Source organism: Paenibacillus sp. FSL k6-2145, from assembly GCF_037976585.1.
GTDB lineage: Bacteria > Bacillota > Bacilli > Paenibacillales > Paenibacillaceae > Paenibacillus.
In genome coordinates, this window is the sequence record NZ_CP150267.1 from 152,562 (window position 1) to 165,406 (window position 12,845).

A 12,845-nucleotide genomic window follows, 5' to 3' on the forward strand; every position below is an offset into this window, starting at 1 on the left:
CATCAACTCTCCTCTGATTAGAATAGGGATACATCCCTCAATAACAGTGATACAGATATGCCAATCCATTCCTTCTATTGAAGATCGATCGTTTGATCAGGAAGTTGCTACCCGGTTTAGTGCAGCCTCCTTCTCTCTAACCAGCGGGATTACCTTCTCACCGAAAGCCCGAATATCCTCATCGTAATGAAGAAAGCCAGTAAGAATGAGATTTACTCCAACCTTTTTCAACGCAATGATGCGGTCTGCCACCTGCTCCGGGGTACCAATCAAACCGGTTTTGAACCCGTCATTATATTGCACCAGGTCGTCGAAATTGGAATTCGCCCACATTCCCTCCTGTTCAGGTGAAGCTTTGCCTGCAAATTGAACCTGACTGCGGAAGCCCTCCACGGCCTCGGGGTCAGCATGCAGAATAATCTGGCGCAGTACTTCCAATGCTTCTTCTTCCGTATCCCTCACGATGACAAAAGCATTTACTCCGAATTGCAGCTTGCGGTTGTAGGACGCAGCCCGCCCAGTCACATCCTCAATCTGGGTACGGAAGCCTTCGATGTTATTCCCGTTCATGAAATACCAATCCGAGACTCGTGCAGCCATGTCGCGTGCAGCCGCCGAATTCCCTCCCTGGAACACAGGTGGAAGTGCAACCGGTTTGGGTTTGTGTGGCGCTTCATGAATACGGTAAAAGTCTCCCTGGTGATTGGCTTCTTCTTGCGTCCACAGCTCCTTTATGACACGGATGAACTCTTCCGAGCGACGATAACGCTCGTTATGGTCCAGCCACGGTTCTCCAAATCCATGAAACTCTCCCTTGAACCAGCCGCTGACAATATTTACGGCAGCTCGTCCCTTGCTGATATGATCAATCGTCGTGATCGCTTTCGCTACTGGACCGGGATGCCATAATCCAGGCAATATGGCTGCTATCAGTTTCAAGCGATCTGTAACCACAGCCAGTGCGGAGGCAAGAGCAATGGCTTCCAGTTGATTATCAGCGCCGTAGCTGGCCATAAATCTGGTTTGCAATAACGCATAATCAAAGCCCACATCTTCTGCGATCTTGGCATACCTCGCGTTATCCTCAAATGACCAGCCTGTTTTTTGCGGGATGCTGGAGATAACCAGACCCCCACTTACATTAGGAACCCAATACGCGAATTGCATGGACATGTTGAATCACCTCTTCAATGGAATGATATATAGGCAAGGGCCAAGGCCCTCTCTACCGGAGCGAAATGCAACAAAAAAGACACCTACAATCTATAAGTTTGAGGGTGCCTTTAGTTCGTCTAATCGGCCAGAATGTATGATGTTTTTAATGGAGAGATCGTAAAAAGCAGACCCTATCATTTGGAAGCCGCAGGCGCTTTTACCACATGATCAGGAATGTTATTATTGGCGATGATCTCGCCAAAAGGGCTAATAAACGAGCGCTCGCCGTTATCGCCATATTGTGCATAATTGAGCTTCGGAAACAACAGCTCAGCTGTACGGTAGGCTTCTTCCAGATGCGGGTACCCTGACATAATGAAGGTCTCAATCCCTAGTGCCTCGTACTCCCTAATTCTCGCTGCAACCTGGTCAGGATCACCTACAAGTGCTGTACCGGCACCCCCTCTGACCAGTCCAATGCCTGCCCACAGATTTGGGCTGATCTCCAGATTGGAACGATCCCCATTATGCAGTCTGGCCATTCGCTGTTGACCGACGGAATCCATGCGAGCATAGATCTTCTGGGCAGAAGCAATCGTCTCTTCATCCAGATGAGCGATCAGGTCATTCGCGGCCTGCCAGGCCTCCTCTGCGGTTGGACGAACGATTACATGAAGTCGGATGCCGAAGCGCAGACTTCTTCCCTTTCTGGCAGCAAGCTCTCGCATTCGGTTGATCTTGGCCTCTACCTGGTCAGGTGGCTCACCCCACGTCAGGTATACGTCTACATGCTCGGCAGCCACCTCCATGGCAGCTTCAGAGGAGCCTCCAAAATAAAGTGGAGGATAAGGCTTCTGAATGGTCGGATACAGAACCGATCCACCGTTGACCTTTAAATATTTGCCCTCAAAATCGACTTCTTCGCCCGCCAGCTCCTTGCGCCATATGGTTAGAAATTCATCCGTCAATGCATAACGTTCATCATGATCCAGGAACACCCCGTCTCCCTCAAGCTCGATCGGATCCCCTCCGGCTACAACATTGATCAAAAGTCTTCCTTTGGAGAAGCGATCCAGTGTACTCGCCATTCGTGCCGCCGTGGTCGGAAGCATCAGACCCGGACGTGCAGCGACCAGAAACTTCAGCTTGTCCGTTACCGACACCAGAGAGGAAGCAACGACCCAGGCATCTTCACATGATTTTCCCGTAGGTAGCAGCGCACCGGCAAACCCAAGCTCATCTGCAGCTTGCGCAACCTGCTTGCAATAATGATAGGTCACTGCCCTGGCACCTTCTCGGGTGCCCAGAAATCTTCCATCCCCATGTGTCGGGATAAACCAAAACAATTCCATTTTTCTCTCTCCTCCTGCTCAAATGGTGGCTACTCTGCCCTTGCTGTTCTCTTGAATCAGCTTCCAGACAGGACCTGTTAACGACAATTTGTCATGTCGAATGTAATGGGACGCGAGCCCCCGGATCGGATCACCTGCATAAAATTTTTCATATAACAGATGTCTTGCGCCAAGCGGACTGCCGATGAGATCCCAAGCCAGCTTGAACAGCTCCACTTTTTTCTCTGCACTTACCGCAGCGCCTTCAAAATACAAATGCATAAATTCAGAAATCGGACCGTAGAAGTCCTCAATTCCGGAAGGGGTCTGAACAAAGCCACCTGCGCCGACTTGTTGAAGTATCTCAACAGCCCGTGGATAATATTTGGTTCCCAAACTTCGCGCCGTCTCTACATACGTCAGATCAGGAACGAGTACACCTGCCGCATCAGGCACGGCTTTGGCCTCCGCTGCAATAATCAGCGCCTTGATTACATCAATTTGTGTCAGCAGCTCCCCCAGCTTCTCCTGTATATGCAGAAATCCGGTTACGCCAATCGACTCAGCCACCGCAAAGGCCACACCCGTGACAAATTCCAGCTTGGCGACAAAGCGTACGACATTTTGGTGGAAGGCCAATCCATTGGCTGTACGGTTCCCGCGAAGCTTCAGGACCTTGTCAGAATCGCCGTAGAGAAGCACCCTTTCCCAAGGAATCAGGACATCATCGAAAAAAAGGACCGCATCCATCTCATCGTATCGTGCACTGAGCGGATGATTGCGTTCTCTGGCATCAGCAAATGACTCCCTGCACACAATATGCAGTCCTGGTGAATTGGCGGGTACAATCAAGACATGCGCATGTTTCTGATGTCGGGTCTGAAATTGCAGGAACGAAAAGATCAGAAAGTCATGCGTATACGGTGCACCAGTCGCAATCATTTTGGCTCCTCTAACCACAATCCCTTCCGAAGTTTCCTTCACCACATGCAGGAATCGCTCTGCAATCCGCTGGTCATCCAGTCCGCTGGAACGATCAATCTGGGGATCAATAATGGCTGTTGTCAGAAAGAGGTCGCGGTCTCTGGCCTCATGGTAATAGGTGCTGATTTTATCCGCAAATTGCGGGTCCAGGTCGGATAATTCGTGCCGGGCAGCATACCATCCGGTTACCATGGAACGGGCATAGTCGGATAACCGGCTCATCATGCCATTGGTGCTGGAAGACCAGACTGCAAAGGACTGACTGCGTTTGTTCAATTCGGCTGCTGTGTGCGGTATGAGAAATGAGCTGTGTGCATATCGCTCCTGTCCCTCGAGAGCATAGCCCACTTGCTCCCGTTGAAGAGGATCATCCAGCATATTAAACAACTGCCTGATGGTGGATAGTGTGCCTTTAAAAGCCGCATGTTCGGAAATATTCTTCACCTGCTGCCCTTCCAGCCAGACACGTCGTCCATCCTCCAGACTGGATATGAAAGTATCTCCCCTCAAAATGTCACCCCTTACTTAAATTTTATTTTTCCGATTGATTTGCTATGTTTTATTGTTTATCATAGCTAATATCCATTGGATCGCAACAATCAATGAGTCCAAATTTGACGGTTAACAAACACAAATGCTTGATCTGTCGGGCAACGCCAAAATAAACTACAATCCGGCTTGATTTGAAGGTACCTGCATCTTAAGCGCATTCCCATGGATGCATGAAATGCGGATCTAAACGATGTTGCTTAACCAACAAAAAATACTAATCTGTTGTTTTGAGGTGATATGGAATGAATGAAACTCGAGGTGTCGACCGAAGAATTTACAGAACCCGTGTCATGATCTCTGAAGCTTTTTTGAAAATGATGAAGAAGCAGGATTACGTGGAAATCAGTATCGTGGACATTGCTGAACAAGCGAACATCAACCGTTCAACCTTCTACGCCCACTTTATAGACAAAGAGGATTTACTGGACAAGATGATCAACGAGAAATTGGAGTTGCTGGAACATGTACTCAGTGAACGTTCTGCTGCCATGGATGTGGCCCTTTCTTTTACCGAGCCTGACCCGATCTTTGCGGTCCTGTTTGAGCACATCTTTGAACATGATGAGTTCTACCGGGTCATGCTACTGATCAATCCTGTCGGCAATTTCAGTACCCGGCTGAACGAGGTGATTAAAGCTTATTTTTTTCAACGGATTACCCAACTCGGGATGGATCAGAAGGTTCAGGTACCGCTGGACATTTTACTCGATCATCTCAGCTTCTCCACCAGCGGAATTATTCATAAATGGCTTGAAAACAACAAAGTATACTCTCCCCATCATATGGCTTTGCAGCTTACCCGTCTTGCCCGACTAGGTGTCTACACGGCCATGGGCGCGCAGGCCCAGGATACACGCTCCCCCCCTTCCTGACCTGCCTGTTCTGGAGCCAGAGGCTAACTTGACTAACCTCCTCTGAGAAGAAAGCTAAACACAAAAAAAACTGCCTTCCAAGCTGAAAATCAGCTAGAAAGACAGTTCACTGGAACACTAGACATATCAACGTGTACTCAGATAAGCAATTCCCAAGCCACCCGTAACCGGATTTTCATAGATTTCACAGTCTACATCAAATACCTCACCAATCATTTCACGGGTCAGGATATCAGCCGGTTTGCCGTGGACCACAATCTGGCCCTTTTTCACCACATAGAGATAATCGCAATATTCTGCGGCGAGTTCGAGATCATGCAGCGCTGCCAATATGCCGATGCCGAGTCCACGGACAATATTTAGAATCTGAAGTTGGTATTTGATGTCCAAATGGTTCGTCGGCTCGTCCAGGATCAGGAATTGGGGTTGCTGTGCCAAGACACGCGCCAATACCACACGCTGTTTCTCCCCACCAGACAGAGACACGTAATTGCGGTCTGCATGTCCAGTCAGATGTACTTTTTCCAAAGCCTGCTCCACGATTTCGTGATCCCGTTCATTATCCGTCTCCAGCAGTTTTTTGTGCGGGGTACGGCCCATCATGACCATCTCACGTACCGTAAAATCAAAACTCAATTCATTAAACTGGCCGACAACGCCCATATGTCTGGAAACAAGCTTTGGACTGGATTTGAGAATATCGGTATTGTCCAGAAAAACCTTGCCTTGCTGCGGTTTGATCACTTTATAGATGCTCTTGAGCAGCGTTGACTTACCACAACCATTCGGTCCGATCAGTCCGACAAACTGTTTGCCGTTCACCTGTAATGAAATATCCTTGATGATGTCCGTGTTCAGCACAGAGATGGATACATTTTCTACGTTCAGCTTCATGTTTAATTTCCTCCAAAACCGTAGCCTTTTTTGACCAGCATATACATAAACATCGGCGCACCAATCATGGCTGTAATAATACCGATCGGTAACTCCACGCTGGATATGAGGGATCGTGCAATAACATCCGTCCAGATAAGGAAAATGGCACCAAACAGCACGGATACAGGCATCACTTTACGATGGTCGGAACCCACCAGACCTCTGACGATATGCGGAATAATGAGTCCGACAAAACCAATCATGCCACAGCTCGCCACCATGACTCCTGTCACCAAAGCGGTTAACAGCATGTACACCCTGCGGTACACACTCAGATTAATGCCCAGTGTAACGGCGGCTTCATCCCCCAATAACATCGTATTAAGAACTCTGGACTGTAAAAGGAAGAATAGAATCGCAACCAGTACGACGATACCCACGAGTGGAAGCTTGTTCCATCCAGAAGCCGCCAGGCTGCCCATGGTCCAGAATGTCACCGTTTTGATGCCTTCAGCATTGTTGGCAAAATAAATAATGAAGTTCGAAAAAGCGCTGCATAGCGCGTTAATCACCATTCCGGCAAGCACCAGCTTGACCGACGTCATTTTCCCCCGAATCCCTGCCAAAGTCAGAACCAGTAAGGACGCACCCATCGCACCGGCAAAGGCCCAGAAAGCCACCCCCGTCTGACCAAGCCACCCAATCGCACCAAATCCAATGAGAATTGCAAAGGTTGCTCCAAGTGAAGCGCCTGAGGATATACCCAGTATGTAAGGATCAGCCAGTGGATTCTGCACAGCAGCCTGCATAACAGCACCGCACAAGGCCAAGCCTGCACCGATAAACATCGCCATCAGCACACGCGGAAAGCGAATCTGCCAGATAATATCGGTAAAGGAACCTGCTTCAATGGGTGTTGTTCCCCACTGAAATCCCGTTAATTTGTATAGTAGGATACGATACGACTCCGCCAGTGGAATTTGTACCTGTCCAATGGAAACTGCAATACCTACGGATATAAGCGTAATTATGATTAAAGCTGCAATCAGTAAAGTAAACCCGGATTTACTATGAATCAGAGACTCTCTTTTCCCCATACGCTGTGTCTGAACCTGAACCGTCTGTGCCATCTCTTCCCCCATCAATTCGCGTAAAATGTAGAACAAATTAAATTTAGCTATTTACAATGTGTTTTCTCGGATTATAATTGAGAATGATTATCTTTGTCAATTTAAAACACATAGAAAAGGGGTTCATCATTTAATGAAATTCACATCCAGAACCATTGGCTTCGCTGCTCTAAGTCTCCTGTTACTGCTGCTTGCAGCCTGTTCGAATGTTTCAACTTCTTCCCCTGCCGAAGAAACAACTTCAACAACTAATACGACAGAAACTTCAGCTCCTGCTGAGAGTACAAATAAAACGACGTACCCGCTCACCATTGAGAATTTTACAATCTCCGGTGAGGGCGGCGAGTGGAAACCAAAAGTGCAAGTATTTGATAAAGCCCCTGAACGTGTTGTTGCGAATACCCAATCTGCGGCTGAGATGCTCATCAAATTGGGTCTGACCGATAAAATGGTCGGCGTTGCTGCTCTATACGGTTCCGTTACACCGGATGTGGCTGATGATTTTGCCAAAATTCCGGTATTGTCCAAGGATTATGTAGGTAAAGAGCTGGTTGTAGGTGCAAGCCCGGATCTGGTACTCGGACGGGGTGACCTGTTCGCTGATGCAGACTGGGGCGTGGGTACCGTCGATGGTTTGAATGAAATGAATATCCGCACGTTCCTGCAAACGACGAATCACAAAGGCACACTCGATAGTCTGTATAGCGATATTGCACAACTTGGGCAGATCTTCGACGTTCAAGAAAATGCCGCAACATTCACAGAAAGTCTGAAGACTCGTGTTGATGCCATTAAGGCAAGTGTAGCCGATCAGCCTGAGCATACTTTTGCCTACATCGTACCCGCTACAGAAGACACCATTACGGTAAGCAGCATGCAGAATGATACGTATCAGCTGGATGCACTTGGCCTGTTGAAGCTGAAAAATACGTTTGATGGTGTGCAAGGTGAGGTAAGTGTTGAACAATTGATCACAGCGAACCCGGAGTATCTGCTCTTGTCCGCGTACGCCGGTTCACCGGATATCGACAAGCTGATTCAAAATCTGTATGCCAATCCTGCCCTGCAAAGTATGAACGCAATCAAGAACAAACAGATCTATGTCACAGATTTCAGCCAGTTCTGGGGTTATGGATATCAAATTCTGGATGGTATTGAGAAAATGGGACAGGAAATGAAAGCTAATCCGATTAAGTAATCCCAGGCGTTGGTTGGTAATATAATATTGCAGTGAAGTATTACAATGAAATAAAAACAAAGGAGCAGGAGAAGAAGTTCTCACTGCTCTTTTTTATGCCGTGAATGCAAGAAATCACGGATCAAAGCTTGACATTAGTTTGATAACAAACTATATTACACATATGAAAACAAGAGACGCTATTTCACTCATATCCAAAATTAAAGAGAAGGTCAACCGCTTCATCCTTACTGAGATGGCTGAGCAGGGAATCCAGGATCTTGCCACATCCCATGGGGATATCATCTATGCCCTGTACAACAATCACAGGATGACTATGGCTGAAATCGCCAAAAAAATTGGCAAGGATAAATCCACGGTGACTGCACTTGTGGACAAATTGGTGCGGACAGGATACGTCCTCAAGGAGCGTGATGCAACAGATTCACGAGTTGTTCATGTGGCTTTGACTGCAAAAGGCGAAGAATTAAAGCCTGTCTTTGAAGAGATATCTCAGCGCATGTTGGACGCGTTCTATGCGGACGTTACGGAAGCGGAGAAAAAAGAACTGCTGCGAATTTTAATGAAAATTCATGGCAACTTCTAATTTTTTTTGGAGAAATAGTTTGATATCAAACTAATAGTTTAGAGGAGGTTTTTGGTATGACGGACTACACTCAATTATTACCGGAACATGAAGTAAAGAAGATCGGAGAACATGATTTACACTTGGAAATATTCCAAGGAACCCCGCCTCATGACGAAGAAACAACGACCAAGAAGCCCCCACTGCTGTTCGTTCACGGTGCATACACAGGCAGCTGGATGTGGAGCAAATATATCCCCCACTTTGTCCAGCACGGTTGGACCTGTTATGTCATGAACCTGAGAAGTCACTACAAGAGTCGGGTCATGGACATGACAAAGATTACGTTTGACGATTATTTGGAGGATATTCGTGAAGTGTTAGCCGAGTTCAACGAACCTCCCGTTCTCATTGGCTTTAGCATGGGTGGGATTCTCAGTCAAAAGATTGCAGAAACCGTTACTCTGGCAGGCCTGGTTGTGATTGACGCCAGTCTGAGCAAGGAAGTCCATGAGCTAATCCCCTACCCGGAAAGCAATCGTATCACACCGGGGATCATCATGCCTGCACCTGTCCGTGATGAACTGACCAGTATAGATGAGACGGCAGAAGACATTGCTTTTCAGCGTAAATATCTGCAAACGGAGTCTGCGAAGGCATTTGCTACCTTTTCAGTTCTGTGTGGAGCCGATGGAGTATCCATTAATGGTGATCTGATCTGTTGCCCCAGCTTGGTGATCAAGGCTGTTTCCTGTGAAGACGAAGATCAGAGAGGCAAATTAACTGCCAAGCAGCTACATGCTGAATACGCCGGACTCTGGGATACAACACATACGGGTTTACTGGTAGGCCAACGGTACATGGAACCTGTCCAACTCATCCTTGGATGGTTGAACAGACAGCATCTTTTGAATTAACGGAGAAACTCACAAAATAAAATAAATACCATGTTAAAACCTCCTTCTTACCTTTAATCCTGTATGCAAAAGTTTGATTTTTTTAGATAAGCTTATATGCATAGTTCTGGATAGGATTAAACGATAAGAAAAGAGGTTTTTATTCATGGCCATTAACACATCCCTCCCCAAGCAAAGGGAGCTGCCTTCCATATCTTCAGAACGCCTTCCGTGGGCTGGGCTACTTGCTTTAGCCATGGCTGGATTCATATGCATCCTCACTGAAAGCCTGCCCGCGGGACTGCTGCCGCAAATTGCAAAAGACTTGGGGGTCACTGAAGCCCTCACTGGACAGTTGGTGACTCTTTATGCCATTGGATCACTTATTGCTGCGATTCCCTTGACTGCTGCTACACGTGGATGGAGACGCAGACCTTTACTGCTGGCATGCATTAGCGGCTTTCTTGTCTTTAACACCGTTACCGCCATATCCTCAGATTATATCCTGACACTTGCTGCTCGTTTCATGGCCGGGGTCTCTGCAGGTGTGTTATGGGGGATGACAGCAGGTTATGCTCGTCGGATGGTCCCGGATTCGTTAAAAGGCAAGGCCATGGCTGTGGCTATGGTTGGCACTCCGGTGGCGTTAGCCCTGGGTGTCCCAATCGGTAGTTTTCTTAGTTCTTATATCGGCTGGCGCTTCATCTTCGGGATTGTATCTCTTCTGACCGCAGCTTTAATCGTATGGGTTCTCTGGAAAATGCCGGATTTTGCAGGAGAGCCAGCCGGAGAACGTCTTCCCCTGCATAAAGTGTTTTTAATTCCCGGCGTTAGGCCCATTCTGTTTGTTGTTCTGGCCTGGATGCTTGCCCATAATATCCTTTACACCTATATTTCTCCTTACCTTGCCCAGACGGTATTTGCTAACAGAGTAGACTTGATTTTGCTCATTTTTGGTATCACTTCCATTGTGGGAATTTGGTTAACCGGAATGCTCATTGACCGATTTTTGAGGAGATTAGTAATCATCAGCCTGGCAGCATTCGCCCTGGCGTCTGTCGTGATGGGAATCGGTATTCATCAACCTGTGATTATTATCCTTGGCATTATGATCTGGGGACTTACGTTTGGTGGGGCTGCCACTCTACTGCAAACTGCCATTGCTCAAGCCGGAGACAAAAGTGCAGATGTCGCCCAATCGATGCTGGTTACAGCATGGAATCTGGCGATTGGTGGAGGAGGCATCATCGGGGGCATCCTTCTTGAAGTATTTGGAGCAGGATACCTTGCCGGATCGCTGTTTATCTTGCTCATCCCTGCATTGCTCGTAGCTATGCGGGCTTATGAATATGGATTTCCCAAAGTAAAATAACAGGAAGGCATTTTGCATGAGTTACACGTAGGACAAAAGAGGAGTTCACTTGATGTGAACTCCTCTTTTGCATTTCATTTTATAGTTTTATAGACTGCGGTCTTATTCTGCCTGTGCCAGTAGATTCGGTCCTTCCATGAGATTTTTATGTGCAATCGGAGAAGACATCGTAATTAAGGTCATGTAAGTGCCGTACGGATCACACTTGTTCTCAAACTCCTCGAGTCCCTGAATGGTGTCTGTGAGGATTTTCAGCAAGTAATTGTACTCCCCGCTTATCCGATAACATTCCACAACTTCAGGTGACGCACGACAGAAATCCAGGAAAGGATAACAATCCCGCGTACGAAAAAGAACATAGGCCGTGCTCTGCTTGCCCAATTTGGATGGGGAGATCACCGTACGATATTCCTCGATAACGCCCTTTTCTTCCATTCGTTTGACTCGTTCAGTAACAGCTGGTTGAGATAGTCCTACTAATTTGCCTAATTCGGTCATGGATAATCTCGCCTGATTCTCCAAATGAAACAGAATATGCTGATCTATTTCGTCCATATAATACACCCCTTTGAATACATAAGATATATTCAAGAATAACCTTAAGTATATTCGATAATTCACTATAATACCTTTAGTAAGCCATGTAATACAAGATTAATCATTAATATAATAAACACAGTCACAATAATTAATCAATCACATCAGTTGATGAGAGGAAGATAAGAATGGGAAAAGAACACATTACAACATTGCATACTTATGTGGATCAGGCAATAGACCGCGCTATAAGCGAAAAAAGAATCGTAGGAACGGTTGTACAAGTTGCATTAGGAGGAGACCTGATATACAGCCGGGCTGCTGGTTTTGCAGACATGGAGCAAAAACGTACCATGGCAGAAAACGCTCTGTTTCGACTTGCTTCCGTAACCAAACCCATTGTGTCAGCAGCAGCTCTGGCATTGGTCTCACAAGGAAAGCTGAGTCTGCATGATCCGGTGACTCGCTGGCTACCTGCATTCAAGCCCAAGCTTACCCATGGTCAGGACGCTCAAATAACAATTCGTCAATTGATGACACACACCGCTGGTTTAACCTATCGGTTCTTCCAAGAAGACCAAGGCACTTATGAACGCGCAGGAGTTTCGGATGGAATGGATTTATCTGGAATTAGTCTGGAGGAGAATCTCCAAAGGCTTGCTTCTGTTCCTCTTTTGTATGTGCCAGGAAACATGTGGAGATATTCCATCGCGACAGATGTACTCGGAGCGGTTATCGAAAAGGTAACCGGAATGTCACTAAGAGAAGCTGTTCAATTGCTGGTTACTCATCCACTTCGCATGACGGACACTGATTTTGTTGCAGTGGATTCGAATCGGTTGACCGCTGCATACGCTGATGGTTCTGAAGAACCGCGTCTTCTCCATAATGAGTTGGAGCAGGTTCCTTTTATTGAAGGTACTGCCGGTTTCCGGCTTGCCCCTAACCGTGCAAATCAACCTTCGGCTTATCCATCAGGCGGAGCGGGTATGGTTGGGAGTACCGGAGATTTTCTCACTTTACTTGAGACATTGCGGCAAGGGGGTCAGCCTATTCTTACGGAAGCTGTTGCCACCGAGATGGCCACGAATCAAATCGGTGAACTCGTCATGCCGTATTGGCCAGGAAGAGGGTTTGGCCTTGGTTTTACAGTACTTAAAGATCCTGTTGCAGCTGGCACCCCGGAATCCCCGGGCACGTGGCGGATGGGTGGAACTTACGGGCATTCCTGGTTTGTTGATCCAAAAGAAGAACTTAGTGTTGCAGCATTCACCAACACGGCACTTGAAGGGATGTCGGGCCCATACACTACCGATATCTGTGATGCCATCTACGCAGGCATTCGTGAAGGCAAAGGGGCTACAAGAATTTAAATAC

General features: G+C 47.1%; 12 protein-coding genes. 6 read left to right on the forward strand and 6 right to left on the reverse strand.

Annotated elements, in window-relative coordinates; genetic code table 11:
* Positions 1-96: 96 nt before the first annotated feature.
* From sfnG to NZ043_RS00685, 3 genes are all read right to left on the reverse strand, one after another.
* Positions 97-1,173 (reverse strand): dimethylsulfone monooxygenase SfnG, encoded by a 1,077-nt coding sequence (sfnG, locus tag NZ043_RS00675; RefSeq protein ID WP_289389947.1) that lies wholly within the window; start codon positions 1,171-1,173, stop codon positions 97-99.
* A 176-nt stretch (positions 1,174-1,349) separates the two neighbouring features.
* The gene (ssuD, locus tag NZ043_RS00680; RefSeq protein ID WP_339310200.1) at positions 1,350-2,507 is read right to left on the reverse strand and encodes an FMNH2-dependent alkanesulfonate monooxygenase; all 1,158 of its coding nucleotides are present in this window, start codon (positions 2,505-2,507) and stop codon (positions 1,350-1,352) included.
* Positions 2,508-2,525: 18 nt separating this feature from the next.
* A complete protein-coding gene (locus NZ043_RS00685) occupies positions 2,526-3,980 on the reverse strand; it encodes a 4-hydroxyphenylacetate 3-hydroxylase N-terminal domain-containing protein (protein WP_339310202.1) in 1,455 nt (484 codons plus the stop codon).
* A gap of 284 nt (positions 3,981-4,264) precedes the next feature.
* Here NZ043_RS00685 and NZ043_RS00690 point away from each other — a divergent pair, with 284 nt between their 5' ends.
* Positions 4,265-4,894 (forward strand): TetR/AcrR family transcriptional regulator, encoded by a 630-nt coding sequence (locus tag NZ043_RS00690; RefSeq protein ID WP_339310204.1) that lies wholly within the window; start codon positions 4,265-4,267, stop codon positions 4,892-4,894.
* A gap of 126 nt (positions 4,895-5,020) precedes the next feature.
* Here the strand turns inward: NZ043_RS00690 and NZ043_RS00695 are convergent, their stop codons facing one another.
* Both NZ043_RS00695 and NZ043_RS00700 read right to left on the reverse strand, forming a co-directional pair.
* A complete protein-coding gene (locus NZ043_RS00695; RefSeq protein ID WP_339310206.1) occupies positions 5,021-5,788 on the reverse strand; it encodes an ABC transporter ATP-binding protein in 768 nt (255 codons plus the stop codon).
* 2 nt (positions 5,789-5,790) lie between these two features.
* The gene (locus NZ043_RS00700; protein WP_339312607.1) at positions 5,791-6,867 is read right to left on the reverse strand and encodes an iron ABC transporter permease; all 1,077 of its coding nucleotides are present in this window, start codon (positions 6,865-6,867) and stop codon (positions 5,791-5,793) included.
* A 166-nt stretch (positions 6,868-7,033) separates the two neighbouring features.
* Here NZ043_RS00700 and NZ043_RS00705 point away from each other — a divergent pair, with 166 nt between their 5' ends.
* The 4 genes from NZ043_RS00705 to NZ043_RS00720 all read left to right on the forward strand — a co-directional run bounded on the left by NZ043_RS00705 (position 7,034) and on the right by NZ043_RS00720 (position 10,931).
* Positions 7,034-8,098, forward strand: coding sequence for an ABC transporter substrate-binding protein (locus tag NZ043_RS00705; RefSeq protein WP_339310208.1), 1,065 nt, complete (start codon positions 7,034-7,036; stop codon positions 8,096-8,098).
* Positions 8,099-8,237: 139 nt separating this feature from the next.
* Positions 8,238-8,684, forward strand: coding sequence for a MarR family transcriptional regulator (locus tag NZ043_RS00710; protein WP_289389953.1), 447 nt, complete (start codon positions 8,238-8,240; stop codon positions 8,682-8,684).
* A 56-nt stretch (positions 8,685-8,740) separates the two neighbouring features.
* Positions 8,741-9,580, forward strand: a complete 840-nt coding sequence (locus tag NZ043_RS00715) for an alpha/beta fold hydrolase (protein ID WP_133385635.1) — start codon at positions 8,741-8,743, stop codon at positions 9,578-9,580.
* 145 nt (positions 9,581-9,725) lie between these two features.
* Entirely contained in the window at positions 9,726-10,931 is a 1,206-nt protein-coding gene (locus NZ043_RS00720; protein ID WP_339310211.1) for an MFS transporter, read from the forward strand.
* Between the two features lie 102 nt (positions 10,932-11,033).
* Here the strand turns inward: NZ043_RS00720 and NZ043_RS00725 are convergent, their stop codons facing one another.
* Positions 11,034-11,486, reverse strand: a complete 453-nt coding sequence (locus NZ043_RS00725; RefSeq protein ID WP_133385636.1) for an Lrp/AsnC family transcriptional regulator — start codon at positions 11,484-11,486, stop codon at positions 11,034-11,036.
* Positions 11,487-11,656: 170 nt separating this feature from the next.
* Here NZ043_RS00725 and NZ043_RS00730 point away from each other — a divergent pair, with 170 nt between their 5' ends.
* Complete coding sequence (locus NZ043_RS00730) at positions 11,657-12,841, forward strand: serine hydrolase domain-containing protein (RefSeq protein WP_339310213.1); 1,185 nt, start codon at positions 11,657-11,659, stop codon at positions 12,839-12,841.
* Positions 12,842-12,845 lie beyond the last annotated feature (4 nt).